The sequence below is a fragment of the Ensifer sp. BR816 genome (assembly GCF_000378985.1).
Lineage (GTDB): Bacteria > Pseudomonadota > Alphaproteobacteria > Rhizobiales > Rhizobiaceae > Sinorhizobium.
The window spans coordinates 412974-434883 of record NZ_KB905371.1 but is presented as its reverse complement, the minus strand read 5'-3'; the positions used below and the strand labels follow the sequence as shown (position 1 = coordinate 434883).

Sequence of the window (21910 nt, the reverse complement as noted above, 5' to 3'; positions counted from 1 at the left end):
GACGGGACGTGGAGGGGTGAAACAGGACAGCCGAGCGCTAGTCGCGCTCGACCATGAACAGCTGCATGGTGCCAGACGTGAAGACGATGCGAAGGTGCGTGGCGCCGGGGCTCGCCGCCATCATCGCCTCGAGCTGTGCGGCATCGATGAAGTCGACACCGTCGTCGCCGCCGAAGGTCCCGCGCTTGACCTCGAACCAGTCGTCATTGCTGGCGGGATCGCATTCTTCGGCATAGACGACGAGGGCTTTTGCACCGTCGGCAAGCTTGCCGTTCGATAGAAGGTAGACCCCATTGTCTCCGACCAGCCAGACACCCGGCCGTTCATCTTTGCCGGGCCTGAAGCCGTAATAGGGATTGCGATAACCGCCATTGGTGTCTGCATCGGCGCGGCCGCGCGCGATCACCTCGCGCACCGATGCAAGGGGGAAGGTGAGCATGGCAATCTCCTCATGCGGCAATCGGAGAGGGGAGGTGGCGTAGCTGCACCGGCAGCTTGGCGGCGATCTCGTCGTCGGTGAGGTCTTCCAAGAGCTTCAGGAAGCTAACCTCTTCGCCGCCATGAACGAGAACCGTACGCTTGCCTTGCGTCGCCTCTGGCCAACGCTGGTCGGCATACGCGCGATAGTCGTCGGTCGTCGCGCTCCAGATATGCTCAAGGCGCTCCTCGCGAGTCATGGCGCGAACCGGACGGCTCTCGCGTTCGATGATCGCGATGCGCATGGTCTCCACAAATGCCCTGTCTGAAAGATCGCAGTAGCCGTGGAAATAGCGCATCGCCTCATCGATCCGGAGCGCGAAGAATACGCTCGTCACCGAGCCGGTCAGGAACTCGCGCATGGCGAACATCGAGCCGCGGATCCAGAGCGGCGGCAGGATCTCGAACATGTGATCGTGCTCGGCCTCGGCGATCTCGAACCAATCGCCGGCGTAGAGCGGCGTTGCGTCACCGTCCCATCGATCGGGCCGCTGGACGTGGCGATCGAACATGCGAAACATCTGCTGGCGGCTTGCGACGCCCTGAAACACCTTGCGAATTGCGGGAGAAGAGGTCATCTGCGGCTCCTTGCGCGGGTTTTCGGGCCGAAGCGCGGCATAGTCCTCTCGACTTCGCCATCCTCTTCAGTCCTTCATGACCCCTTCCGACCCGCCGACGTCGCGGCAGGCCGGGTCCAGGGCCGGCTTAAGCCGGGCGAAGCCTCCCTTGACGCGGGCGGCGCGCATGCGGCACTGCTCATTCTCCTCCTTTCCGCTCTCTCCTTTCCTTCTCTCTTTGCTCTGCTCCGTTGCGGCCTTCAAAGTCTCGTTCCAGTCCTCCTCGGGGGGGCGGAGCCGCGTCCAGTCGCAGCCGGTCTCGTCGGCAAGCGCGCGCAACCGCTCGGCGAACATATCGCCTTGAGGATTGGCGTCGGTCGCGGCCACGAGTTGGACGTTGGGACGGGAGGCCAGCTCGCCAAGCGCCGCTGCCGTGGTCGGCGACCAGCCGCCACCGGTGCTGAGATAGAGTGTGCCGTCACGCAATCCCTCGATCGCCGCGAGACTCATGGCGTCGATCGCGGCTTCCGTGACGGCCAGGCGCACCGCAGGCCGGGATCCCAGGCGGTAAAGAATCTTCGCGCCTCCGGAGGCAAATCCCCGATATTGCGGACCGCGCGCCTCCCAGCCGGTCACGACGCCGGCCTGGTTCGTATGGGCGGCCCATATGCTGCCATGTGGACCTTCGCGAAGAAGGTTGCGTTTGATCGCCGTGCGAATGAGAGCCGTCGGCAGGCAGCGCTCGTCATGCAGGTAGCGCCACGCGGATGACCCTGGCCAAGGGCGGCGTCGCGCCTGCCAACGGTCGCGAAGAGAAAGGTCCAATTGGTCGTTGGGGATCCGAGGCTGCCACTCGGGCGCGGAGATTTTGAACCCGACGAGATCCGCGATCTTTTCGACGCCCTGGAGGAAACTGACGTGATCGAGATGCTGGACGAGCCCGAAGATATCACCCTTCGCATCGCTGAGCGGGTCGAACCATCCGCGCCCCTCATGCGTAACGATAATGATCTCGCCGCCCCGTCGAAACTTCACCGCCCGCCGGGTGCTTTCCTTGGCGTCGATGGCAAAACCGGCCTGTTCCAGCACCGCTGCGCAGCTAACCTCGTCGCGCAGCGCCTCTATCTCTCGTCTCTTCATTCTCTTCCGATCGCGAAAACGATCGCCTCTAATTCGTCACCTCAATCCGTCCGCCGCTTGAGCGGCCGCGAAGAGCAAAGGCCGCAAGGGCGCGGCTGACAATTTGGTGAATCATGCAAGGTCGGCAGCGGCGAAGCCTCCCTTGCGGCGTACCGCTCGCAAGCGGCACGCCGAAGACTTTGTGGCCGGCTCAATGCCAAGGCGTGTACTCGAGAACGATCTCAAGATCGTCGTCGGCGTCGATTTCGTCGGAAGGAAGGACGCCGTATTCGCCGTCGATGGAGAAGAGGGTCACCGGGACCATCAGGTCGCGGGAGAGCTGGAATGCGTAGGACTGGGCGAGCGAGAGATCGTGCGACATTTGAGAGGCTCCTTCGGAGCGGGCCAATTCCCGCTCGATGGCTCCTCAAAAGGCCCGGTTACGGGCGCGATCACCGCAACGCGAAGCGGCAGCGGCCGCAGCTTGGCGCACGGACCCCTCGCGGGTTGATCGTGGAAGATCCGGAACCGGGCCAGGACGCCATCCCAAAGAAGCGGGATAGAACTGCTCCGGTTGAGGCTCCATCGTTGCGCACGGTTTTCCGAGTTCGTTGCTGAAAGGGTATTCCCGACGCCCTGTTGGGTGGTCGATGCCCGCAGCCGATCATCTGCTCGGCCAATGGGCCTATTCCGCCATAGGGGGTTTGCTGCGCTTAAGCTTGAGGAAAGCGATGTCGTCCAGGCCGCTTTTTGCTCCGCAGACGTGGAAATCGGCACTTAGACCGACCATGTCGATTCCGGCCAAGGCCCCAGCGATAGACGCATCGGTATAGGTCCGGTCCTGTTCGATCCTGCAGCCGCGTCTAGAGAGATGCATACAATGTCCGGATCGTGCGACAGCGCTCCGGCAACACGTTCCCCTGGTGGGAGAGCCAGGCGCCTGTCGCGTGCCACTGCCCGACCTGGGCTCCCTTGCCGAACCCAGACGAAAGAGCCGCTTTGCCGGTGCATGTATTCGATCCTGCCCGCCACGTCGCGCTTAAGGAAGAGCGGCGGTGTTGCGCGAGGGGGGCGCTCATGGCGCCGGCGCGTGAAAACGCGGAGCACTGGTGTCGTTGCCTATCAATTTGCGACAAAGCCCTTCTCCCTGCGTGTGATGCGGCTGGGAATAGCCTTGCACCTACCGTGCCAAAGGAGAAAGTCGTTCAGAAGTACGGTGATACCTTAAGACTGTTGTGACGTTTGTCGGGTATTGTCGGGCATGCGACAATGAAAGAGCGCACTTGAACGCTCTTCTGTTCACCGTGCCAAGACGTCTTTTCGAACTTAAGGCAGCGGCTCCATGGTGTAGCGGGCTGCGAGCCCGAAGATCGAACGGGAAAGGTGTAGTTCGCCGGAGCCCGCCCGCTCAGTCATTGCTCGCAGATAGCCGTCTGGCGAGGAGACTTCCTGCCGATCCAACTTCTGAAGGGTAATCGCGATCGCAACGGCGGCCCGTTGTTCGCCCATCTGATCGACGGCGCGGCGCCGCGTATCGTCCGAAATACCGGCAATTCGGCACATTTGTGGAGCGATCCGGGCGAGTTCGGCCCAACTTCGGGGCAGCGCTAAACCGTAAGTGCTCAGTGCTGGTATGGCTCGCAATATGTCCTGCAGTGCAACCATCTCCTGGCGGGGATGACGTGGTTGTTTGACTGCGGGGCTGCGTCGCCTTGGGCTTCCTTCAGAAGTCCATTCGCGGGCGGCGCCCGTCCTGGCTGAGGTCATTGGTCCAGCGGTAGCCGAACGTTGGTTATCGTTACTCTCTTCATGTGAATCAGGGCTTGTACTCTGTTTGTGCATGCCGCTTCCGGCACATCTGCATGCCGAATCTTGTCGCGCGACCGCGACTTCAGGCCGTCGAGGGAGACGCATAGCCCGCTCGACAAACCACTCAAGAAGCGCGGTCGCGCGAAGTAATAGGGCGCTTGGTGCCCGCGTCGCGATGCCGACCAACGTGGCGACTTTTTCAAGACGCACCTCAAGCCGCGCCCGCGTGCGCTGGGCAAGACAGTAGGCGGATGCGAGCGCTCGTCGCAGGTTGCGCAGTGTCCCGCGATACCGCCGCAGCGCGGCATTTGCGGCTGCCTTTTCGACTCTGGCCTGCCTTACGAGTTCATCAAGCTCGCGGTAACGAACGATGAGAATTCGCATGTCGATCCCGCAACCGTCGACAATGACGCCTTCGACGTCTCGGGTGGGATATCGCTTGTAGTTGCCGCTGTCCTGCATGGTGATCAGCCCGGCATCGAAAAGCCTCGACAGCAGCCGGCTCACGCGTCCAGCCGAACGATTGATTTCGAAAGCGAGTTGCTGGTTCGACTTGAAGATGATTGGTCGGCCGCCTTTGTCGAACGCTTCGGCCGGTGCCGTGTTGATCAGTGTGGTCAAAAGATACGCTTCGGTCGCATTGACCATCCCCGTGCAGGGCAGATTTTGCGCAAGCACGGCGAGCTGTCCGCGTGTCACGGTCCCGATTTCAGCCGATAGCGCCAGCCGGCGGAATTCGGCACGTGTGGGCGTCTGTCTACGGCCGATCGACCGCTTTGGTGGCATCGGTTCTTGCACTCTCGTCTCCTGTGTTGGAGACCAGACAAAGCAAACCCATTCACCGAAACGGTGTTTTTTAAGTTGACGGGGGAAGTGAGGTTTGCTACTTAGGATTTGGCAAAATTGAATGTTTAGCAAACCGCTTCCGGATTTGTTTCGGGGCGGTTTTTCTTTTCTGGTCCGGTCGGTTTTTCTCCGTTGTAAGTTTGGAATACTTTGATCAACCGAAATGACCTTCGGCGCATTTTGGGCGGACGATAACCCGAATCATCTTTTTGGCGCAACAATCGTGCAGCGCCGCTGAGCGGACCATGAAGGGAAGTCCTGCGTGACTACTCGCCTTGCCGTAACGCCGGGACGCGAGCTGCCAACCGATTTGCATTTGAGCACGCGGCCTGTCTACCGACGCCATCGCCGTGCTCAAGCGTTACGCCTTTATGCCTGACCCTTGGGCTTTGATGCTTGTCGTTGTCCTAAAGCCGCTGCGGCTTTTTGGTCGGACGCACTGTGCGACGATTGGCGCGCGACTGCGACAAGCAGCGCCCTAGCTGGTGCCTGCTTCCGGCGCGATCATGAACCATCCAGGCGGTAAGCGCCCGGCGACGCGATAGCAAAGGCGAAAGGAAGCGTTCATGAGACCACGAAGGGTGGCCGTCAGTCTGCCGAACCCTTGGCTTCCGGGAGCAGACTGGGCCGATCGTCACGAGCTTCTCCTCTTCGCCGAGCCAATGACTGCCCCCGAAGCGGCGCTACGAGCACTTCGCAACGCAATGGGCTGGGTGCGGAGTTTTTGGGAATGGCGCAACCGCGTGGCAGCTGCCATTGGGCTGAACGCAGCCCCGCACCCCACGCATTCCGACCTGATTGGCAGCATTCCGATCATCCACAGCGGCGATCGGGAAACTGTCGTCGGCTATGATGCGCGGCACTTGCATTTTCGTGTTGTGATGGATGTTCGTGAAGGCCCTGCCGACGGCCAGGTCATCGGGATGACCCGATCGGGCGACTCTGTCTCGCCGCCGCAATACCCTTGCACAAGGCGATCGTCCCGGCCTTGCTCAAGGGAGTTGCGCGACCCGGCCATGGCGTTTCAGGGGAAAGGTAGCGCACAACGAGGGATTGAAACACGCCTGCACAGATTTACTTCATTTCTCGCGTCTCTGCCTCGGCGGTTTTTCTGCCGCGGTGCAATCGGAAATCGCCATCGATGCCGTGGATGGGTTGATAGATATCCATCAAAATACATCATGCCTTTGCATCTTTCCCGATGACGATTTATCGATAGAGCCATGACCAAGCGTCCCACAATTTGCGATCTCGCACGCGAATCCGGAGTAAGCGTTGCGACGGTCGATCGGGTTTTGAACGCCCGCCATCCGGTTCGGGAAGAGACTGCGCGGCGCGTGTACGAGGCGGCCCGCGCGCTCGGCTATCCTGCGGCTCGTCTCATGGAGCAGCGGAGGCAGCGCAATCTGCCTCACTACCGGCTGGGGTTCATTCTTAAGAAGCCCGCACACCCCTTCTTTGCCGCCCTTGCACGCGAAGTCGAGGCGGCAGTGAATGCCGCATCATCTTTTCATGGCATTTCGTCCATCGCGTTCGCAACGTCGAATGCACCCGGCGACCTGGTCGTGCTACTCAAACATATGGGGGAACGCTGCGATGCGATTGCCATGGTCGCTCCGGACCAACCGATAATCACGGAAGCAGTCGAAGTTTTGAAGGTAAAAGGCGTCCCGGTCTTCTCTCTGCTTTCCGATTTCGCAGTGGGCGCACGCGCGGGCTATGTGGGGCTTAACAACCGGCAAGTCGGGCGGACGGCTGCCTGGATGGTAGCCAAGGCAGCAAAACGGTCGGGCAAAGTGGCGGTCTTCGTTGCGAGTCACCGTTCCCAGGGAGAGGAGCTTAGGGAGATCGGTTTCCGTTCGTATTTCCGTGAGAATGCGCGGAACTTCGAGGTGCTCGATACTTTGGTGAGCCCCGAGACACGGCAGCTCACCTATGAAGCAACTCTCGATCTCATTCACCATGAACCCGAGCTCGTCGGATTTTATGTGCCCGGTGGCGCTATGGAGGGAGCCATCGCGGCTCTGCGCGAGGGGCGCGAAAGCCGGGATCTTGTCGCGATCGTCAATGAGATTACACCGGACTCACGGGCGGCGCTGGCAGATGGCGTCATCACGATGGCGATTGCCACGCCGATACGGCGGCTTTGCCGCGAGCTGACGACGTTGATGGCGCGGGTAATCGAAACCGGAACTGCAGATCCTTCAGGGCAAATCGCCCTGCCGTTCGACATCTACTTGCCGGAAAATATTTCATATCCGACTGAGATCCGCGAGCTTTGAACACTCTATCATAATGATAGATTGGAAGATAGAATCCTATCATTGCTTCAGAAAGTTCGTTGACCCTCCTCCATCGGTCTGATCTCGTGAGCGTGCTTCTACGGCACGGCGATCTGACGCAGCAGATTTGGCCGCGCTCCAAAGAGGGACGCCCAAACTGAGCCCCACTCCGCTCAACACTCAACCACAGGGCGAACCCACGGACGTGGAGACTGAAACGGAGAAAGATATGCCTGACGCAAAATTGCAGAGCGTGCTTTCATCTCTTTCGCAGCAGGCGAGTGAGTTAAATGCACTGCCGTCCAATTGGCCGGTGCCTGATGCTAGTTATGTCAAACTCGACACGAATGAGAATCCATTTGCGCTGCCGGCGGCCGTGATGGAGTGCGCCGTTGCGGCGCTCGAACGCCAGTATCTCTACCCGCAGGATGATAACATCAGCTTGAGGGAAGCAGCCGCCAAAGCGTACGGCCTCTGCAGGGATCAGGTGATCGCCGGCAACGGATCCTCTGAACTGCTAGGGCTTATCTACAAGGCTTTCCTTAGTCCGGGCGACGCCGTGGCGATGATTGCGCCGGGGTTTTCGTTCAACCGCAAGCTCGCCACTTTGCAGGGCGCTAAATTTCTCGAAATCCCATTGAGTGAAGCTTATTTGCTGCCGACAGAGCAACTGCTTTTCGGCCCTGCCAAGGATGCCAAGTTCATCCTGTTAGCCAATCCGAACAACCCGACCGGGATGTTTCTTCCGGTGGCCGAAATCGAGAGCCTCGTGGCCCAATCGGACCGATTGATCGTGCTGGATGAGGCCTATGTCGACTTTGCGCCGGACAATGCGCTGCGCCTTCTCGATCGCTATTCGAACCTTCTGATCTTGAGAACATTTTCGAAAAGCTATGCCGCCGCCGGCATTCGGATTGGTTTCGGTTTGGGTCATCCTGAGCTTGTTGGAAGGCTGCGCAATCTTCAGAACGTCTTCAACATGAACGTGATCGGCCATGCCGTTGGTATCAGCATCCTTTCCCATCGCGAAGCGTATGAAGAGAACCACATACATATCAAGCGGGAAAGACAGAGAGTGTGCGTGGCGCTGTCGCAGCTTGGTTTCTCCGTGACACCTTCCAATGCCAATTTCTTGCTGGCCCAAGTGCCTTCAGGGCAAGACGGACCTTGGTGGCAAGCATCTCTGAAGAAGCGAAAGATACTCGTTGCCGTCTTCCCTAAAGATGGTCTCGAAGACTGCATTCGCGTCAGCATCGGTACAAAAATCCAAATGGATGCTTTTCTCACAGCCGTCAGAGACATTTCTGGCCGGCTTCGGCACGACCCGGGGCGTTGAGTTCCGACTGCTAAGCCGCAGGCCCGCTTCCACAAGATCTTCAAATCCAGGCAAGCCCACATCCTCGCCTTGTAGAGCCGCGAACCGAGAATGGGCATCGCCTCTCGCTGGTGCTGCTCAGCAAGGCTCTCTGAGGGATGAACCGTGCGCATTGACCGCCACCGCTGCAAAGCCGCGCGTCTCCGACGCCGCACTGAGGGGACCAAGATCGAATTGAGGAACAGAGACATTTCTCGGATCACAAACACATCAATGCCAGCGGTCGGTTGGGGCTGGCGCGCCCGAAATTTCCGCGTCACAGTTGGAGACAATCGAATGAAAAACGCCTCTTCTTCTAACCTCGCCATCGGCATCTTTGATCACCTGGACGAGGACGGCAGCGATATCGCCCGACAATACGCGGATCGCCTGACGTTAGCGGAGACGTGTGATCGCCTCGGTTTCTATGCGTATCATCTCGCAGAGCACCATTTTACCCCTCATGGGAGAGGTCCGTCGCCAAATCTGTTCCTATCGAGCGTCGCACAGCGCACCCGGCAGATTCGTCTCGGCCCAATGGTAATGCTGCTTAGTCTTTGTCATCCGCTGCGCGCGTTTGAAGAGATCTGCATGCTGGACCAATTGAGCGGTGGCAGGCTCGAGCTGGGCATAGGGCGCGGCTCTCTCTCGACCGAATTGGGTTATTTCGGGATCGGTGCGGACGCGGCACCAGAACGCTATGCGGAAGCCAGCAAGATACTTATGAATGCGATGAGAGGCGGCACGCTGTCCTATCAGGGCCACTATTTCGAGCTGAACAGCGTTCCGTTGACGCTAAGACCTCATCAGCGCCCGCATCCGCCGACATGGATCGCCACAAACCGGCCCGAGTCCGCAAACTGGGCGGCTGCGAATGGCGCAAACATCGCGTGCTTGGGACCTTCCTCCTCGGTTCGCAAGATAACTGACGCCTACCGCGCCTGTCGAGAGCGCGACATTGAAGTGGGCGATCAAGCACCATTTCTTGGTTTGCTCCGCATGGTCGTAATTGGACGCTCTGAAAAAGAAGCGTTTTCGCTCGCGGTGCCCGCTTACGACCGATGGCTTGAAAGCTTTAAATTTCTCTACGAACTCAATGCGATCCCCACACCACCAAATCTGCCTTTGACCTTCGATGCGGCGATCGAAAGTGAATTGTGCGTGGCGGGAACGGCAGCTTCTGTGCGACAAACTCTCCGCGCTCAGCTGGAAGCGGCAGGGGCCAACTATCTTCTGTGTCAACTCGCGTTTGGAAATCTGCCACTAGAGGCTTCGCTATACACCGCAACAACCATTCGATCCGAAATTATGGACCGAGTTGGGTGACGATGGGGTCTGCTGGCTTCGAAACTCGACCACGTTCGTCTCGGATGAATGATCTCGGTCTCCGCGATGAGCGTCTGCGCTGGTGCACTTCACAAAAAGCGCCAAGCCAGCTTTACTCTACCAATGGCGGCACCCGCGCTGCGGCTTAAACGCTTGAACCCAGGAACGCCGGGACGTCACGTGAGCTCACGCGGCAAACGCATGCGAGACGCCTCCTGTACTAACATCTCGCGCATCCAGAGGCTGGCCGGATCACTATTGTGAAGGGCAGGCCATTGGACGGCCTCGGTGAATGGGGGAAGTGGCAGCGGGATCTCGACGATCCGAAGGGGAATTGTTCTTGCGAAATGCTGCGCCAGTCGCAGAGGCATGGTCCCTATACGCTGGGTACCCGATACCATGGGCGCAATCATGTTGAAGCCCTGTACGACGACGTCGACACGTCTCTTCAAACCGTGTTCGAGCAAATACCATTCCTCGATGGAGGGCTTTCGGCTATTCCCGAACTTGACCGCAACATGCCCCATCGACATGTACCTCTCGAATGTAAGCGGCTCTGACAGTTGCTCGTTCGTGCGACAACCAACGCATACGTGTACCTCGTCGAACAATTTCGCTCGAGGATGAGCGTTTGACATGAACATTTCCGGCAGAATCAAAAGATCGATGTCGCCGCGCCGGAGAAGTTCCTCATAGTCGTCGGCAAGAGGCAGAAATTCGAAGCTGACGGCGGGAGCTTCCCGCGACGCACGCTCCACGATCTTGTCGAAAAAGATGAGTGTGGCGTAGTCGGAAAGGATGATTTTGAAGCGACGATCCGAATGGGCCGGGTTAAACGGGTCCCAGGAAATGATCGAGAGCTGAACGTGCAGCAGGGTCTCGCGCACGGCGGGGGCGAGCCGTTCCGCACGCGGTGTCGGGATCAATTCGCGACCACTCATCGTAAAAAGCTCGTCGTCGAAATAGGTGCGCAAGCGCGCGACCGCCGCGCTCATCGCCGGCTGGCTGAGGTTGATGCGGCGTGCCGCCGCCGTGAGGTTTCGCTCGGTCATCAGGGCGTCCAGCGCGACGAGGAGATTGAGATCAAGGCCCTTGAAACGCATGTCTTCATCCATCCAGGGTGTGGATGCGTACCATCCAAACAATCGATTTTGCTAATTTATCGGCTTACTGCATTAGAAGGATATCAATGAAAGAAATCAAGGGCATCGACGGTAAATTGCGAGTAGGCAGAAGGGACCAAAAAGGGGTTGGGATGCCTATCAGCTCTTGAACATGGTCCCATGAAGGATTGCGCGACCCGGTTCCACTCGCACCAATCGAGCGTGGCTTCCAAACACGTCGCCTGCCTCAAGAAATAACAAGATGGAGAAGGTCGTTGCATGTGCTCTGAGGTTCGGTGGAAGCTGTGCTGGGAAAACGAGCTGCAAGTCGCCGACCATGTCGAACTCGCCGAGTTCTTTCGAAAGACATATGGGCCGACCGGCGAGTTCAACGCCAAGCCATTCGAAGGCAGTCGAAGTTGGGCTGGGGCTCGGCCTGAGCTTCGTGCAATCGCCCATGATTCGTACGGTGTAGCGGCTCATATGGGCGTATTGCGCCGCTTCATCAAAGTTGGCGCGGTCGACCTGCTCGTGGCGGAGCTAGGATTGTATGGGGTGCGTCCGGAACTCGAAAGACTTGGAATCGGTCATTCAATCCGGGTCCATCAGGACGCCGCTCCAGCGACTTAAGGTCTTGGGATCTCGGGGCAATGCGTCTGTTTGCGGGCCCATGCCATCATAGCGTTCACGGGGACCGCTGTGCCTTTCTCTCCGTCAGACTGGGCCTGCGTGAGCTTGGAAATAGCTTCTTCTCTGGCTCAGTTCAATTGATTCGCCGGACCGGTCAGGCTGGCGTAATCGCCAGCACGGCATTGGTGCCGCCGAAGGCGAAAGAATTGCTGATCGCTGCCCGCACTTTGCGCTCGCGCGCAGTGTTGGGTGTCACGTCGAGGTCGCACTCGGGATCCTTCTCCCGATAGTTCGCGGTCGGCGGGATGATCCCCTCGCGGAGCGCCATGACACAGGCAATCAGCTCGAGGGCGCCGGATGCGCCCATGCAGTGGGCATGCATCGACTTGGTCGAGGACACCGACAGGATATCGGCGTGATTGCCGAAGACGCGGCGAATTGCCTGGGTCTCGAGCCGGTCGTTGTATCTTGTGCCTGTGCCGTGCGCGTTGACATAGTCAATGTCCTCAGGCAGGAGCCCGGCATCGGCAAGGCAGGCCTTTAATGCGGCGACCGGGCCTTCGACGGTCGGAGCGACAATATCGGATGCGTCTGCGGACATTCCCGTTCCCGCAAGCTCGGCGAGGATCGGGGCGCCGCGTGCGACGGCGTGCTCATAGGTCTCGAGGACCGCCATAGCCGCACCTTCGCCGAGCACCAGGCCGTTCCGGTCGGCCGAGAACGGCCGGCAAGTCTCGCGGGCGACAGCGCGCAGCGCCTCCCAAGCCTTCAACACGCCGTAGGCGAGCGGCGCGTCGGTGCCGCCGGCCAACATCACGTCAGCCCTGCCGAGCCTCAGCTGATCGATCGCAGATATGAACGCGTGGTTTGACGAAGAGCAGGCCGACGTGACGCCGAACACCGGCCCGCGCAGCCCATGGACCATGCTGACCTGACTGGCCGGCGCGCCAGGCATGGCGCGCGGGACCGCAAAGACATTGGTGTGTGATTTCCCGCTGATGAAGAGCCCGCGATAATTCTCCTCAAGCGTCTCGGCACCGAAGATGGCTGTGCCGACAACCGCGCCGATGCGATCGGTGTTGGTTTTGTCCACGACGATCCCCGATTGCCGCAGCGCCTCACCGGCGGCAAGAACAGCCAATAGGCTGTAGCGGTCCATCGTCGAAAGACGCTTGCGGTCGAACTCGACCTCGGGCAACTGCTTGATCTCTGCCCCTGTGCGGATTCTCGACTGACGGAGCGGGGCCGTCATGATTTCGCGGATCGCCGATCGGCCTGCGCGCATGGCCTCCCAGATGGAGGGCACGTTGACGCCCATCCCGCAGATGCCGCCGAGGCCGGTTATAACGATACGGGAACGGACCATTACTAAGACTAACTCTTAGCCGCAATCAAAGCGCGTGTCGCCTCGACGAGGTCACCGACGTTCTTGAGATTGCTCCAAGCCTCGGAAGTATCCAACTCAATGTGGATACCATAGGACTCCTCGATATCGAACATGATCTCGGTCAGTTCGAGAGACTGAATTTCAAGATCGCGGAGCTCGGAGCCGATAGTAATTTGCTTGTCGGTGTACGCATGAACTCTTATCTTTTCGATGATCTCGGTTGCCAGCTGATCGGCCATTGCCCTCACCCAAATTCCTCGTTCAATTCCGCTGAGCCGACTAGCTACGTCTGCCGAGCCTGCCTTGCTCAATAGGAGCTAGTGGTCAGACTTCATTTCGCTTTAGTGGCAGCCAAGGCCAGGTAGACGCACACGATCACAAAGAATCTCGCGTCAAGGTCCGGTGTGCGAAATGAAAGCCTCGCCTCATCAAATTACGGTGTTGTTTTCGTGTAGCGCTCGCATGTCCTGGAGTAGTCGAATTAACATTGGCGGCGGTTCGAGTATTGTTGCACGAGAATTCGCGCCTTCATCCATGCAGCTTTCCGCAACATTGGTAAAATCGATTATTTGGATGGTATGCATCCATATGGCGGATGCACCGCAGGATGCTTGAGGCCCCGCAAATTGGGGCGATGTCTGGAGAGAGAACAACGCTCCATTTCCGCCGACGGCGCCACTGCTTGCGTTGATAGCCGCGACGGAAGCGGCGACCGCCGGTCGCCTCGTTGGTTGCTGCGCGCCGCCCCCACGGAGGTTCAGCACGACGCAGAAGATTAGAGCTTGAGCTTTCCGATGTATCCATAACGTGGATGCATGCCATCCAAACAATCGATTTTACGAATTCATCGCCCTACTGCATTAGAAGAACAACATTTGACAGAAATCAAGGTCATCGACGGCACATTTACGAGTGGCGCAGGAAGGGACCGGAAGCGGTGAGGCAGCCCATCAGCTCGGGAGCGTGGTGTCAGGAAGGGTTCAAGCGTTGAAATGACATGTCATTTCGATCGCTGACGACAGCCTGTGACATTCACCATTCGTCCGCAGCTTCGATCGCGTGATCGGCCGCCTCTCGCAAAACAGCAAACAACAAGGAGGGCTTTGCATGCGCTCTGAGGTGCGGTGGAGTCTACGCTGGGAAAATGGGTTGCAACTCTCCGAGCATGTCGAACTCGCCGAATTCTTTAACAAGACCTATGGGCCGACCGGCGAGTTCAACGCGAAACCATTCGAGGGTAGTCGAAGTTGGGCCGGAGCCAGACCTGAGCTCCGCGCAATCGCCTTCGATTCCGGTGGGATTGCTGCCCACATGGGCTTGCTGCGCCGTTTCATCAAGGTTGACGGAGTCGACCAGCTGGTGGCTGAACTAGGCTTGTATGGGGTGCGGCCGGACCTTGAGGGACTGGGAATCGCCCATTCGATTCATGCCATGCTTCCAGTACTGCAGGAGCTTGGCGTTCCTTTCGCTTTCGGCACGGTCAGGCACGCGCTACAGCGGCATGTTGAGAGGTTCGCCAAGCATGGTCCGGTGACCGTATTGTCGGGCATTCGCGTGCAATCCACGCTGCCAGAGGCGCGTACCGACAAGCCGCCCACGCGCATCGAAGATGCACTGGTCATCGTTTTGCCGGTTGGACGGCCGATTTCCGACTGGCCCCCCGGTACGGTAATCGATCGGAACGGACCAGAGCTATGACGCATCTCGATTGCTTATCTGAGGTGCACAGTGCGTGCGCTGACGGCACCGCTCAGCCTAGCGTTTACTTGACGTTCGACGACGGTCCTCATCCATATTGCACGCCGGCGATACTGGATGTGCTGGCTGAACATCGGGTGCCGGCAACCTTCTTCGTCATTGGCCAGTACGCGGCCGACCAGCCAAGCCTCGTCCAACGCATGATTGCAGAAGGGCACGAAGTCGCTAACCACACGATGACGCATCCGGACCTTTCGAAATGTGGAGCCGGCGAAGTCCAGCGTGAACTCCTTGAGGCGAACACCGCTATCAAAACTGCGTCCCCTTGCGCCTCGGTGCGGCACATCCGCGCTCCGTATGGCATCTGGACTGAAGAAGTGCTGACGGCGTCGGCGAATGCCGAGCTGAGAGGGGTCCACTGGTCGGTAGACCCTCGAGACTGGTCCCGTCCCGGGACCGACGCGATTGTCTCAGCAGTGCTCGACTCTGTCCGGCCAGGTGCAATTGTGCTCTTGCACGACGGATGTCCTCCCAGCGAGTTGCAACCCGGCACTGGCCGCGGTCTGCGGGAGCAGACCATCCTGGCGCTATCCAGCATCATTCCAGCCTTGCGTGGCCGCGGTTTTGAAATCCGCTCGCTTCCTCAAGATCACTGAAAAAGAGATCCCATGAACTTGCTTGATACAACCAGCACCGTCGCCATCTCGCTTTATGCGCTGCTCTCGACTGCCTATAAAAGCATGCAGGCCGTTTACTCTCAGCCGGCATCCGATTCATCGGCGACTGAGCGCCCGGTCGGCTTCGACCAGCTGCCGAGCGTGGATGTCATCGTCCCCTGCTTCAACGAGGATCCCGGCACGCTTTCTGAGTGCCTGGCTTCCATTGCAGATCAGGAATACGCGGGAGAAATGCGCGTCTATGTGATCGATGACGGTTCTGGTAATCGCGACGCTTTGCGACCTGTGCACGAGGCCTTCGCACGCGACCCCAGGTTCAATATCATTCTGCTTCCCCACAATGTTGGGAAGCGCAAGGCACAGATCGCCGCAATACGCCGCTCTGCTGGAGATTTCGTACTGAACGTCGACTCCGACACGATACTCGCATCCGACGTCATCACGAAGCTTGTACCGAAGATGCAAGATCCGGCGGTCGGCGCCGCCATGGGGCAGTTGACGGCCAGCAATCGAAGCGACAGTTGGCTGACCAGGTTGATCGATATGGAGTACTGGCTGGCTTGCAACGAGGAGCGTGCGGCACAGGCTCGCTTCGGCGCCGTCATGTGTTGCTGCGGCCCATGTGCCATGTATCGCCGCTCTGCGCTCGTCATGTTGCTGGACCAGTACGAGTCACAATATTTTCGGGGCAAGCCAAGCGACTTCGGTGAGGATCGCCATCTCACGATTCTCATGCTGAAAGCTGGCTTTCGGACCGAGTACGTGCCAAGCGCCATCGCGGCTACAGTCGTTCCGAACAGACTAGGGCCGTATCTGCGCCAACAACTGCGCTGGGCACGGAGCACGTTTCGGGATACGTTGCTTGGGCTGCGCCTACTTCCCGGCTTAAATCGCTTTCTGACGCTGGACGTAGTCGGTCAGAATCTCGGACCGCTACTTTTGGCGCTATCGGTACTAACGGCGCTTGCACAGCTCGCCCTGACTGGCACCGCGCCTTGGTGGACAGGCCTGATGATCGTGGGCATGACCATGATTCGCTGCACCGTTGTCGCGTTTCGGGCCCGCCAACTTCGATTTCTGGGCTTTTCTCTGCACACGTTCATCAACATCTTTCTGTTGCTGCCGTTGAAGGCCTACGCCTTGTGCACCTTGAGCAATAGCGACTGGCTGTCGCGCGGCTCTGCTGGGAGCCCGTCGAAGAAGGACGGGGAGCAGGCCCCCATTCAACGTCCTACAACTAAAATAAACACCACAGAATCCTCGGGAGGTGCGGCGCCGCTTCGAAGGCTCAACCTTGCGCGCGATTCTTCGAGGTTAGTTACGTCTGACTGCGTTTGCAGCGAAGAGTGAGAGCTACTTAGGGTGAACGAGTTGACACAGATCGACAATTATCAATTGCTGGATCGGGAACTGGCCGCAGACGATCCATGGGGACTTGATGCCAATCCGTTCGAGCGTGAGCGTCACGCGCAAATGCTGCGGCTATCACTTGCCCACGGCTCTATCACAAATGCGCTCGAAGTGGGGTGCGCTGCCGGCGCCTTCACGGTGCAGCTGGCACCCCATTGCCAACGCCTCACCGTGATCGATGTTGTGCCTCAAGCTATTGCGAGGGCGCGCCGACGGATGAAAGACCCGCCGCACATCAGCTGGATAGTCTCCGATGTTCAACAGTTCTCGCCTGATGAGCTGTTCGACCTGATCGTTGTGGCGGAAGTGCTCTACTACGTCGGAGAAATAGCCGAGATGCGGGCGGCTGTGCGCAATTTGGTGCGGATGCTTGCGCCAGGCGGGCATCTGATTTTCGGATCGGCGCGCGATGCCAATTGCCGGCGATGGGGTCACGTCGCTGGTGCTGAGACGGTCATCGCCATTCTGAACGAAACTTTGATCGAGGTAGAGCGGCTTGAGTGCCGGGGTGAGTCGGTCAACGAAGACTGCCTGCTCGCCCGTTTCCGCAATCCGGTTTCTGGTTCCTGACGAATTCAAATTGTCGACGTTAGACATGGAGACATTATGCGCATCTGTGGTATCAAGCTGACCCATGACGGAGCGATCGCGCTTGTCGAGGATGGACGGCTCGTCTTCTGCATTGAGCAGGAGAAGCGGGCGAACAATCCGCGATATCAAACCATCGATAATCTCGACGCAATTGTCGCCGCTTTGGCGCAACACGGTCTGAAGCCGAGCGATGTCGACCAATTCGTTATCGACGGCTGGGATGGCGAGGACTTCTCGCAGTTCCAGGTCCTCAGTGGCGTGGCTCCCTTAACGCTCACAGGGGCGCCTTATGTCGAACGCCACGCGGACGGCCTTCTCGAGTGCCGCGACGGCTCCGGCCTGATTCTCGATGACCGGGCTTTTCCTTATAAGAGCTACCCTCATGTTACGGGCCACGTAGCGTCCGCATACTGCACCAGCCCCTTTGCCAAGACCGGGCAACCCGCGTTCTGCCTGGTATGGGACGGCTGCATCTTTCCGCGCCTTTATTTTGTGGATGGCCAAGGCGCACGTTTCCTCGAATGCCTGTTCCCGATGATAGGCCAAGCCTACGCTGCAGCGGGCCACTATTTCGGACCCTATAAGAAGGCGAGCCGGGGAGGTTGGGACCTAGGCGTCGCCGGCAAGCTGATGGCCTATATCGCCTTGGGGTCGGTTGATGAAGACATCGTCACGCTGTTTCAGGAGCTCTATGAGGAGCGTTTTGCGGCTGATACAGAGCTTGCCAGTCATTACCGCGCGAACATCAATGACGCCGAGTCCTCGCTCGCGGCCGTGCATGATTTCTTCGAAGCCAGCGTGCTACGATTGGAGGCCAAGGCACCCGCAGATGTGCTTGCATCGTTTCATCTCTTCCTCGAGCGTCTCCTTGTCCAAGAAGTGACAAATGCCTTGCGGCGCCATTCATTTCCGGGACCGCAGAACTTGTGTATCGCCGGCGGTTGCGGCCTCAATATCAAATGGAACAGTGCGCTGCGTGAGACGGGCCTGTTCGATGCTGTGTGGGTACCGCCTTTTCCGAATGACAGCGGCTCGGCAATCGGTGCCGCTTGCTGTGCAATGGTGGCGCAGCAAGGCTTCGTGTCGCTGGAATGGTCGGTCTATAGCGGCCCGTCATTGCAAATTGGCCATGTGCCGCCGGGATGGAAGGCCACGCTGTGCAGCATGCCGGAACTTGCCACCATCCTCGCCGGCAACAAGCCCGTGGTTTTCCTTTCCGGGCGCGCCGAGCTTGGACCTCGATCGCTGGGAGGTAGAAGCATTCTCGCAGCCGCGACTTCGCCGGGAATGAAGGATTTTCTCAACGAAGTCAAATTTCGCGAACACTTCCGACCAGTAGCGCCGATATGCCTGGAGGACCGTGCACCGGATATATTCAGCCCTGGAACCCCGGATCCCTACATGCTGTTCGATCATCAGACACGGATGGAATGGCAGGACAAAATTCCGGCTGTTGTCCATCTGGATGGATCTGCGCGACTGCAGACGATATCGAGACACTCTCAACATGAGGTCGCCGAGCTACTCGTCGAATATGAAAAACTCACGGGCATTCCGCTGCTTTGCAACACGAGTGCCAATTGCCATGGACGGGGCTTTTTCCCGGATGCAGCTGCAGCCTGCGAGTGGGGCCGCGTTGAACACATATGGTGCGATGGCCTGCTGTTCACGAAAACGCAGGCAACTGAGCAAACGCCAGTCGACAGCGCCTTCATGGGAAGATGAGACCATGTCCATGAAAACAATCGATCTTTCCGGCGTGAGCAAGACATATGGTGACAAGGTCGTGGTCGACGGGCTGTCGTTCAGCGTTGCGCCGGGAGAATGCTTCGGGCTGCTCGGACCGAACGGCGCGGGCAAAAGCACGATTGCGCGTATGGTCCTCGGTATGACATCGCCCGATGCGGGGAAGATTACCGTGCTCGGCGTGCCGGTACCGGCACGGGCTCGCTTGGCGCGAAGGGGCATCGGCGTGGTCCCCCAATTCGACAACCTCGATCCTGAGTTCACTGTCCGCGAAAACCTGCTGGTCTACGGGCGTTACTTCGGCATGAGCACGCGCCAGATCAAAGCGGTCATGCCGTCGCTTCTCGAGTTCGCCCGCCTCGAGAGCAAGGTGGATGCGCGCGTCTCCGAACTTTCGGGCGGCATGAAGCGGCGCCTGACGCTGGCGCGTGCGTTGATCAACGACCCGCAGCTGCTTGTCATGGACGAGCCGACCACCGGTCTCGATCCGCACGCGCGTCACCTGATCTGGGAGCGCCTGCGTTCCCTGCTGGCGCGCGGCAAGACGATCATCTTGACGACCCACTTCATGGAAGAGGCCGAGCGGTTATGCGATCGGCTTTGCGTGCTCGAAAGAGGCCGCAACATTGCCGAAGGCCGTCCTCACGTGCTGATCGATGAACTGATCGGGTGCGAGGTCATCGAGATCTATGGCGGCAATCCGCATGAGCTGGAATCGCTGATTAAACCATATGCCGATCGCATCGAAGTGAGTGGCGAGACACTCTTTTGCTACGCGCCTGATCCGGAGCAAGTGCGGGGGCGGCTGCGCGAGCGCGCGGGTTTGCGTGTTCTGCAGCGTCCGCCGAATCTCGAGGATGTGTTTTTGCGGCTAACCGGGCGAGAGATGGAGAAGTGAACGATGGGTGACGGAAGTGCCGCGGCTCTGCCCGCCAATGCTTGGAACTGGATCGCGGTATGGCAGCGCAATTATCTGGCCTGGAAGAAAGTGGCACTTGCGTCAATTCTCGGGAACCTCGCCGATCCCATGATCTACCTGTTCGGCCTCGGTCTTGGCCTCGGACTTGTTGTCGGTCGCGTTGACGGCACGTCTTACATTGCGTTCCTGGCAGGCGGCATGGTCGCGACAAGCGCGATGACCTCTGCGACATTCGAGACGATTTACGCGGCTTTCGCGCGAATGAACGCTCAGCGCACCTGGGAAGGGATCCTCTACACACAACTTACGCTCGGCGACATTATTCTCGGTGAATTGGCATGGGCCGCCAGCAAGGCATTTCTCGCCGGTACGGGAATTATGATCGTTGCCACCATGCTGGGCTATGCGGCGTGGCCGTCCGTCCTTTATGCGCTGCCAGTGATCGTGCTCACTGGGTTCGCCTTCGCGAGCCTGGCGATGGTCGTCACGGCGCTTGCGCCCAGTTACGACTATTTCATCTTCTACCAGACGCTCGTCCTCACACCAATGCTGTTCCTGTGCGGCGCGGTGTTCCCGATCACCCAGCTGCCCCATGCCTTTCAGCAGGTAGCGCAGTTCTTGCCACTGGCACATGCAATCGACCTCATACGTCCAGCAATGCTTGGCCGCCAGGCGGATAGCATGGGCCTGCATGTCGGTGCGCTTTGCATCTACGCAGTTTTACCGTTCTTCGTGTCGGCGGCACTGTTTCGTCGGCGTCTGATGTCCTGACGCTACTCACCACCACGACACGACAAGGAGAAGCGCGATGCAGATTCGCGAACTGGGCCCCAGCGGTCTGAAGATAAGCGTGCTCGGCCTGGGCACCATGAGCTGGGGAGAGCAGAACACGGAAGCGGAGGCGCACGCGCAGATGGACGCAGCGCTGGATGCCGGGATCAACTTTGTCGATACCGCAGAGATGTACCCCGTGCCACCCCGCGTCGAAACGCATGGGCTAGCGGAGCGTTATATCGGCAGCTGGATAGGCAAGACCGGCCGCAGGCAGGACATCGTGCTCGCAACAAAACCGGTCGGGTCTGCTCGTGCAGGAAAAGCGAACTTGCCCTATGTGCGCGACGGCCGGGTCAGCTATACTCGCGCCAATCTGTTCGAGGCCGTGGACGCCAGTCTTCAGAGGCTTAAGACGGACTATATCGATCTCTTCCAGCTGCATTGGCCCGACCGTAGCACCAACGTCTTCCAGTCACTCGACTACCAGTACGAGCTCGACGAGGATACTGTTCCAATCCTGGAGACGCTGGAGGCGTTGGATGCGCTCGTCAAAAGCGGTCGCGTTCGTCACATCGGGCTCTGCAACGAAACACCCTGGGGCCTGGCGCGCTTCCTCTATCATGCGGAATTGCAGGGGTTAACCCGTGTGATAAGCACTCAGAATCCATACAATCTGCTCAACCTGGATTTCGAGTATGGTCTCGCCGAGATGGCTTTGCGCGAACAGGTGGGGCTCATTGCCTACTCGCCGCTCGCGATGGGGATGCTGACCGGGAAATACTTTGATGGCGAGCGGCCAACTGGCTCTCGGCTGGACTTGTTCGGGCGGTTCTTCCGCTACAGCACCGAGAGGGCGCAGCATGCGGCACTCGCATATACGACGCTCTTCCGTGAACATGGCGTCGATCCGGTGCACGGCGCGTTGTCGTTCGTCAGACGCCGGCCATTTGTTGCAACCATCCTGGTAGGCGCTACCTCCGTACAGCAATTGCAGCACAATATCGCCAGCCTGGAAGTCAACCTGTCACGCGAAATCCTGGATGGTATCCAATCGATCTATCAGCGCTATGGAACGCCGTCGCCGTAAACGGGGCTCGCTTCCAGTGCAAAAGCCGCTCCTCCGATTTGGGTCAGGTGACCGTCCTTGAGGACTGCCTGACAAGTCACGCGGGTTGAGGCCGGCGAACACGCCGATCGGGGCGGGG

Annotated in this window: 20 protein-coding genes and 1 pseudogene; 13 read left to right on the top strand and 8 right to left on the bottom strand. The window is 59.0% G+C overall.

The window, feature by feature from the left end:
- Window positions 1–37: 37 nt before the first annotated feature.
- The 5 genes from RHIBR816_RS0131705 to repC all read right to left on the bottom strand — a co-directional run bounded on the left by RHIBR816_RS0131705 (window position 38) and on the right by repC (window position 4748).
- Entirely contained in the window at window positions 38–439 is a 402-nt protein-coding gene (locus tag RHIBR816_RS0131705; RefSeq protein ID WP_018240610.1) for a DUF3085 domain-containing protein, read from the bottom strand.
- A gap of 10 nt (window positions 440–449) precedes the next feature.
- Window positions 450–1055, bottom strand: coding sequence for a DUF1419 domain-containing protein (locus RHIBR816_RS0131700; RefSeq protein WP_018240609.1), 606 nt, complete (start codon window positions 1053–1055; stop codon window positions 450–452).
- Window positions 1056–1121: 66 nt separating this feature from the next.
- The gene (locus RHIBR816_RS0131695; RefSeq protein ID WP_026187663.1) at window positions 1122–2174 is read right to left on the bottom strand and encodes a DUF3991 and toprim domain-containing protein; all 1053 of its coding nucleotides are present in this window, start codon (window positions 2172–2174) and stop codon (window positions 1122–1124) included.
- A 190-nt stretch (window positions 2175–2364) separates the two neighbouring features.
- Window positions 2365–2535: a hypothetical protein gene (locus RHIBR816_RS38150; RefSeq protein WP_018240608.1), complete on the bottom strand. Its 171-nt coding sequence runs from the start codon at window positions 2533–2535 to the stop codon at window positions 2365–2367.
- Between the two features lie 944 nt (window positions 2536–3479).
- Window positions 3480–4748, bottom strand: a complete 1269-nt coding sequence (gene repC, locus RHIBR816_RS0131680; RefSeq protein WP_018240606.1) for a plasmid replication protein RepC — start codon at window positions 4746–4748, stop codon at window positions 3480–3482.
- 626 nt (window positions 4749–5374) lie between these two features.
- Between repC and RHIBR816_RS36800 the strand changes: the two genes are divergently transcribed.
- From RHIBR816_RS36800 to RHIBR816_RS0131660, 4 genes are all read left to right on the top strand, one after another.
- Window positions 5375–6013: a DUF2867 domain-containing protein gene (locus RHIBR816_RS36800; protein ID WP_371259077.1), complete on the top strand. Its 639-nt coding sequence runs from the start codon at window positions 5375–5377 to the stop codon at window positions 6011–6013.
- Window positions 6014–6031: 18 nt separating this feature from the next.
- Window positions 6032–7090, top strand: a complete 1059-nt coding sequence (locus tag RHIBR816_RS0131670; RefSeq protein ID WP_018240604.1) for a LacI family DNA-binding transcriptional regulator — start codon at window positions 6032–6034, stop codon at window positions 7088–7090.
- A gap of 229 nt (window positions 7091–7319) precedes the next feature.
- A complete protein-coding gene (hisC, locus tag RHIBR816_RS0131665) occupies window positions 7320–8426 on the top strand; it encodes a histidinol-phosphate transaminase (protein ID WP_018240603.1) in 1107 nt (368 codons plus the stop codon).
- Between the two features lie 315 nt (window positions 8427–8741).
- A complete protein-coding gene (locus tag RHIBR816_RS0131660) occupies window positions 8742–9770 on the top strand; it encodes an LLM class flavin-dependent oxidoreductase (protein ID WP_018240602.1) in 1029 nt (342 codons plus the stop codon).
- A 176-nt stretch (window positions 9771–9946) separates the two neighbouring features.
- On the opposite strand, the gene nodD2 is transcribed toward RHIBR816_RS0131660, so the two are convergent.
- Entirely contained in the window at window positions 9947–10873 is a 927-nt protein-coding gene (nodD2, locus tag RHIBR816_RS0131655) for a transcriptional regulator NodD2 (protein WP_018240601.1), read from the bottom strand.
- 279 nt (window positions 10874–11152) lie between these two features.
- On the opposite strand from nodD2, the pseudogene RHIBR816_RS34940 reads away from it, so the two are divergent.
- Window positions 11153–11476 (top strand): annotated as a pseudogene (locus RHIBR816_RS34940) (NodA family N-acyltransferase); the annotation flags it as partial.
- A gap of 181 nt (window positions 11477–11657) precedes the next feature.
- On the opposite strand, the gene RHIBR816_RS0131645 reads toward RHIBR816_RS34940, so the two are convergent.
- Both RHIBR816_RS0131645 and RHIBR816_RS0131640 read right to left on the bottom strand, forming a co-directional pair.
- Window positions 11658–12869 (bottom strand): beta-ketoacyl synthase, encoded by a 1212-nt coding sequence (locus RHIBR816_RS0131645; protein WP_018240599.1) that lies wholly within the window; start codon window positions 12867–12869, stop codon window positions 11658–11660.
- An 8-nt stretch (window positions 12870–12877) separates the two neighbouring features.
- Entirely contained in the window at window positions 12878–13129 is a 252-nt protein-coding gene (locus RHIBR816_RS0131640; RefSeq protein WP_018240598.1) for an acyl carrier protein, read from the bottom strand.
- 868 nt (window positions 13130–13997) lie between these two features.
- Between RHIBR816_RS0131640 and RHIBR816_RS0131635 the strand changes: the two genes are divergently transcribed.
- Genes RHIBR816_RS0131635 through RHIBR816_RS0131600 form a run of 8 tightly spaced genes read left to right on the top strand, consistent with a single transcriptional unit; the run spans window position 13998 to window position 21792 of the window.
- Complete coding sequence (locus tag RHIBR816_RS0131635; protein WP_018240597.1) at window positions 13998–14588, top strand: NodA family N-acyltransferase; 591 nt, start codon at window positions 13998–14000, stop codon at window positions 14586–14588.
- Window positions 14585–15244 (top strand): chitooligosaccharide deacetylase NodB, encoded by a 660-nt coding sequence (nodB, locus tag RHIBR816_RS0131630; protein ID WP_018240596.1) that lies wholly within the window; start codon window positions 14585–14587, stop codon window positions 15242–15244. Before RHIBR816_RS0131635 ends, nodB begins: the two co-directional genes overlap by 4 nt.
- A 12-nt stretch (window positions 15245–15256) precedes the next feature.
- Window positions 15257–16615 carry a chitooligosaccharide synthase NodC gene (nodC, locus tag RHIBR816_RS0131625; protein ID WP_018240595.1) on the top strand — a complete coding sequence of 453 codons (1359 nt, stop codon included), beginning with the start codon at window positions 15257–15259 and terminating at the stop codon, window positions 16613–16615.
- A gap of 12 nt (window positions 16616–16627) precedes the next feature.
- Complete coding sequence (gene nodS / locus RHIBR816_RS0131620) at window positions 16628–17245, top strand: nodulation methyltransferase NodS (protein WP_018240594.1); 618 nt, start codon at window positions 16628–16630, stop codon at window positions 17243–17245.
- A 36-nt stretch (window positions 17246–17281) separates the two neighbouring features.
- Window positions 17282–18991 (top strand): nodulation protein NodU, encoded by a 1710-nt coding sequence (nodU, locus tag RHIBR816_RS0131615; protein WP_018240593.1) that lies wholly within the window; start codon window positions 17282–17284, stop codon window positions 18989–18991.
- Between the two features lie 4 nt (window positions 18992–18995).
- The gene (nodI, locus tag RHIBR816_RS0131610; RefSeq protein WP_026187661.1) at window positions 18996–19910 is read left to right on the top strand and encodes a nodulation factor ABC transporter ATP-binding protein NodI; all 915 of its coding nucleotides are present in this window, start codon (window positions 18996–18998) and stop codon (window positions 19908–19910) included.
- Between the two features lie 3 nt (window positions 19911–19913).
- Window positions 19914–20702: an ABC transporter permease gene (locus RHIBR816_RS0131605; RefSeq protein ID WP_018240591.1), complete on the top strand. Its 789-nt coding sequence runs from the start codon at window positions 19914–19916 to the stop codon at window positions 20700–20702.
- 37 nt (window positions 20703–20739) lie between these two features.
- Window positions 20740–21792 (top strand): NADP(H)-dependent aldo-keto reductase, encoded by a 1053-nt coding sequence (locus RHIBR816_RS0131600; protein WP_018240590.1) that lies wholly within the window; start codon window positions 20740–20742, stop codon window positions 21790–21792.
- The last annotated feature ends 118 nt before the right edge of the window (window positions 21793–21910 follow it).